General features: G+C 41.0%; 3 protein-coding genes. All 3 read left to right on the top strand.

The annotated features are described in order from the left end of the window. Positions 1 to 256 precede the first annotated feature (256 nt). The 3 genes from F6K20_RS28395 to F6K20_RS28385 all read left to right on the top strand — a co-directional run bounded on the left by F6K20_RS28395 (position 257) and on the right by F6K20_RS28385 (position 3,642). Entirely contained in the window at positions 257 to 1,246 is a 990-nt protein-coding gene (locus tag F6K20_RS28395; protein WP_287254545.1) for a coiled-coil domain-containing protein, read from the top strand. A gap of 196 nt (positions 1,247 to 1,442) precedes the next feature. Continuing rightward, on the top strand, positions 1,443 to 2,519 hold the full coding sequence (locus F6K20_RS28390) for a coiled-coil domain-containing protein (RefSeq protein WP_009149110.1): 1,077 nt from the start codon (positions 1,443 to 1,445) through the stop codon (positions 2,517 to 2,519). Between the two features lie 397 nt (positions 2,520 to 2,916). Next, complete coding sequence (locus F6K20_RS28385; RefSeq protein ID WP_009149108.1) at positions 2,917 to 3,642, top strand: response regulator transcription factor; 726 nt, start codon at positions 2,917 to 2,919, stop codon at positions 3,640 to 3,642. Positions 3,643 to 3,802 lie beyond the last annotated feature (160 nt).

Below are 3,802 nucleotides of genomic sequence, written 5' to 3'. Positions count from 1 at the left end.
TAGAGCACTGTTTTAAGAGCACTGTTCTAGTAGGGAGTAGTTAGTGGATGAATATTGCTAACCAGCCACCAGCTACTATAGCGTTTTCCATATTAATGAAATACACACACCTATTTTTTCCCGATTCCCGATTCCCTACTCCCGATTCCCGATTCCCGATTCCCGATTCCCGATTCCCGATTCCCAGCGCTATAGCAATTTTAAAGTAATCATTTTCAATTAAAAAAATCTAAATCTCGTCAAAGGAACACACTATATGGTTGCCACAAAAGACAGCAAAGACCAGATTTTCCAAGCCTTTGAGCAAATCCTAAAACAGCGGCAAAATATTGACTCAAAAATTGCGACCAAAGAAGAAGAAGCAGAAAAAGCTAAAAATCAACAAGTCCTGGAAACTGCATCAAATTATACCGTTGATAATATTGTCAAAGGAATGGCTGATTTACAGCTGGAGTTTGGCACCATTGTTAATGAATTGTCAGAAAAATTATCCTCAGAAGCATCTAAACTTGATGAGCTAAAGCTGGCGATTAAAGTAGAAACTGAACACTTGCAATACCTTCAGCAAATTCGAGTTGTAGCTGATGCCTTACATTTGCTCAATCAAGAGCACCAGGAAAAGCTAAAATCCCTAGAGCAAAAAGCAGATCAACAGCGAGAAGAGATCGAAAAAGACCAAGAGCAAAAACGTAAGCTTTGGCAAAAAGACCAGGAATACTTTGAAATAGCACGTCAAGAACAAAACGAATTATTGGCTCGGGAACGACAACGCCAAGAAGCTGACTATCAATACGAATTAGAACGTCAGCGTAAAATTGAGACGGATCAGTATGAAGAACTGAGCCGTAACCAGGAGCGAGAATTACAAGAGTCCAATCAAGAAAAAGAAAAGCAATGGTCTGAGCGAGAACAGAAGCTACAAGAATCTCAAGACCTGTTTGAAGAGTATCAACAGAAAGTGGAAGCTTTCCCCGCTGAGCTAGATGAAATCGTTAAAAAAGTAAAAGATAAAGCAATTAAAAAAGTCCAAAACGACGCTAAAGTACAGGCTGATTTACTCACCAAAGGCTGGGAAGTTACTCAACAGGGTTATGACGTTAAAATTCAGTCCTTGGAGCAACACATAGAAAAACAAAATAAACAAATTGAAAATCTATATGGTCAGCTACAAGAGACCCTGAAACAGTCCCAAGCCCTGACTTTGAAAGCTTTTGATGGGTCTTCAAGAAGCAAGGATCAAAATTAGTGACTATTTATAGCAATTATTAGACTCATGAGGTACATTCAATTTTATTCCCCCCTTATTAAGGGGGGCAAGGGGGGATCCCTACTCCCTGCTCCCTGCTCCCTGCTCCCTAAAACCCAAAACTTTGTACCTCACCCAAATAATAATTGCTATATAGCAGTTAAGAAATTGTCAAACAGAAGATAACGTTGAAAGTATGACACGCAAACCTAACAGCAAGAACACCAAAGCAGAAATTTTAGAAGCTTACAAGGAATTACTAGCAGAACGAAATGCTTTGGAAAAAGAAATGAAGCAGATGAACAAAACGGAAACTCCTCAAGTATCCACGGTGGAAAAAAAGCAAACTAATGGATCCGTACCAGCAAAAGTCATGAAAGACAAAATGATGTATACCCTAGACAGCCTGGTTAAGCTGCAATTAGGGTTTGGTAGTAGTGTCAGTGAGTTGTCGGAAAAACTAACATCAGAAGCCGCTAAACTAGAAGAATTACGAACAGCGGTTACTGAGGAAACTCAACAACTCGCTGAACTCCACAATTTATCAGAAATTCAAGACGATACCTTAGATACGTTAATTGAAAACTATCAGAATAGCTCTAAAGCTTTCGATGAAGAAATTTACCAAAAACGGGAAGAGTTAGAGCTGGAAATAAATCAGTTAAAACAATCCTGGGACAAAGAACAAGAGGAACAGCAACGAGCTATTAAAGAACGGAATGAAGAACAAAATAAAACCCGTAAGCGAGATGCTCAAGAGTATGATTATAATTTAGCCCTACAACGCAGCTTAGATAAAGAAACCTACAACCATAACCAAGAACGTTTATACAAAGAATTGGAGGAAACGAGGCAACAACAAGAGAAACAGTGGGCAGAGCGGGAAAATGCGATCGCAGAGCGAGAGAAGCAGTTTGAAGAATTAAAAACTAAGGTAGAAGCCTTCGACCAGGAAAAATCAGTGGCTATCAAAAAAGCCCAAGAAGAAGGCAAAGCGATTGCTAGCCACCAGGTCAAAATTCAAGCCGACTTACAGAATAAGGAATTAGAAGGAAATAATCGTGTCTATCAGCTAAGAATTGAATCCCTGGAACAGACAATAAAGGAATCATCAGCACGGATACACAGTCTTTCCCAGCAACTCGATACTGCCCTCAAACAAGTTCAGGATTTAGCGGTCAAGGCAATTGAGGGTGCTTCTAATATCAACTCTTATCAAGCCCTTAAAGAAATTGCCTTAGAGCAAGCCAAAAATCCAACTAAGGGTAAATAAGCCCAAAAAGGGAAATATTTTGGTGGTTTTGAAGGTTGACGACATGGTGTTGTCAACCTTCAACTATTAATAGTTGCGTAGGGTGCGTTAGGGACGGGCCGGGTCTGAGCGCCTCTAACGCGCCTTGTTAGGTTGCTGCCCGTAACGCACCACCTCATATTCATTCTGCCCCTCAGCAATGCCGGTAAAATAGTCCGGAGTTGTATCATCAGTAATATTGGGTCAAAGCGCTAATCAACCGATGGAAACAATTTCGGTAGGTGGCGACTCGTGATCACAAGCTTGCTGACCAATCTTGAGCTATGGAGCGCGATCGCTTCCATTTTTTTTTTGGTTGTGAGGTCAGCAAACACATCCTAAGTTGTCAATTTCGGTATCAGTGTTCTAGAAAATGGTTATGAACGTAATCAAAAAAATTCGGGTGTTACTGATTGAGAGGGGTGATTTAGCGCAGTTGGGTCTCAGAAAAGTCTTGGAGCAGTACAAGGAAGTCAGTTTAGTGTCTCAAGTTTCTAGCTTGCGTCATGTGGCCGCCCTTTTAAAAAAATCTAACCCGGACGTAGTAGTCATTAATTTAGAGCCTTCAACCAATACTGATGCGTTATTGCGCTTAGTCAGAAATTGGAAAGTGGCATTTTTTCCTAACATATTGCTGCTATCTTGGGACACATCAGAAGAATTTGTGATCAGCGCTTTTGGGGCTGGGGTAGATTCCTATTATCTAAAACGGATCAATTTTCCGAAAACTAATGTAGATACCAGTACTTTCTTAGATGCTTTAAAAGCTACCTATGAAGGGCAACACTGGATTGATCCAGAAATAGCTGGTTATCTCCTAAAAAACAGTATCAAGTCACCGGGTAATAATTTTTCTGGGATTACTTTAATCAATTCCTGTGAGCCTGACTATTATCAGATTCTTAGGGAAAATCCACTGACTGAACGGGAGCTAACTGTCTTGGAATTGATCGTAGCCGGTTATACAAATGACGAAATTGCCGAGCGATTATTACTAGGTCTTGGCACAGTTAAAACTCACATTCGGTCTGTGCTGTGGAAACTGTGCTGTGACGATAGAACACAAGCAGCAGTACAAGCACTTCGCAGTGGTTTGGTGAAGTAGATACAGCAGTTCTTAATTGGGTGAGTTACAAAGTTCTAGGTTTTAGGGAGTAGGGAGTAGGGAGTAGGGAGTAGGGAGTAGGGAGTAGGGAGTAGGGAGCGGTGCGACCCGTGGCGAATTTAATTACGGGTCAAGCGCACCGAGGGAGTAGGGAGTAGGA

This window comes from Moorena sp. SIO2C4 (genome assembly GCF_010672485.1).
In the GTDB taxonomy this organism is placed as follows: domain Bacteria; phylum Cyanobacteriota; class Cyanobacteriia; order Cyanobacteriales; family Coleofasciculaceae; genus Moorena; species Moorena producens.
The sequence above is the reverse complement of the archived record's forward strand: the minus strand, read 5'-3'. Positions and strand labels throughout refer to the sequence as shown.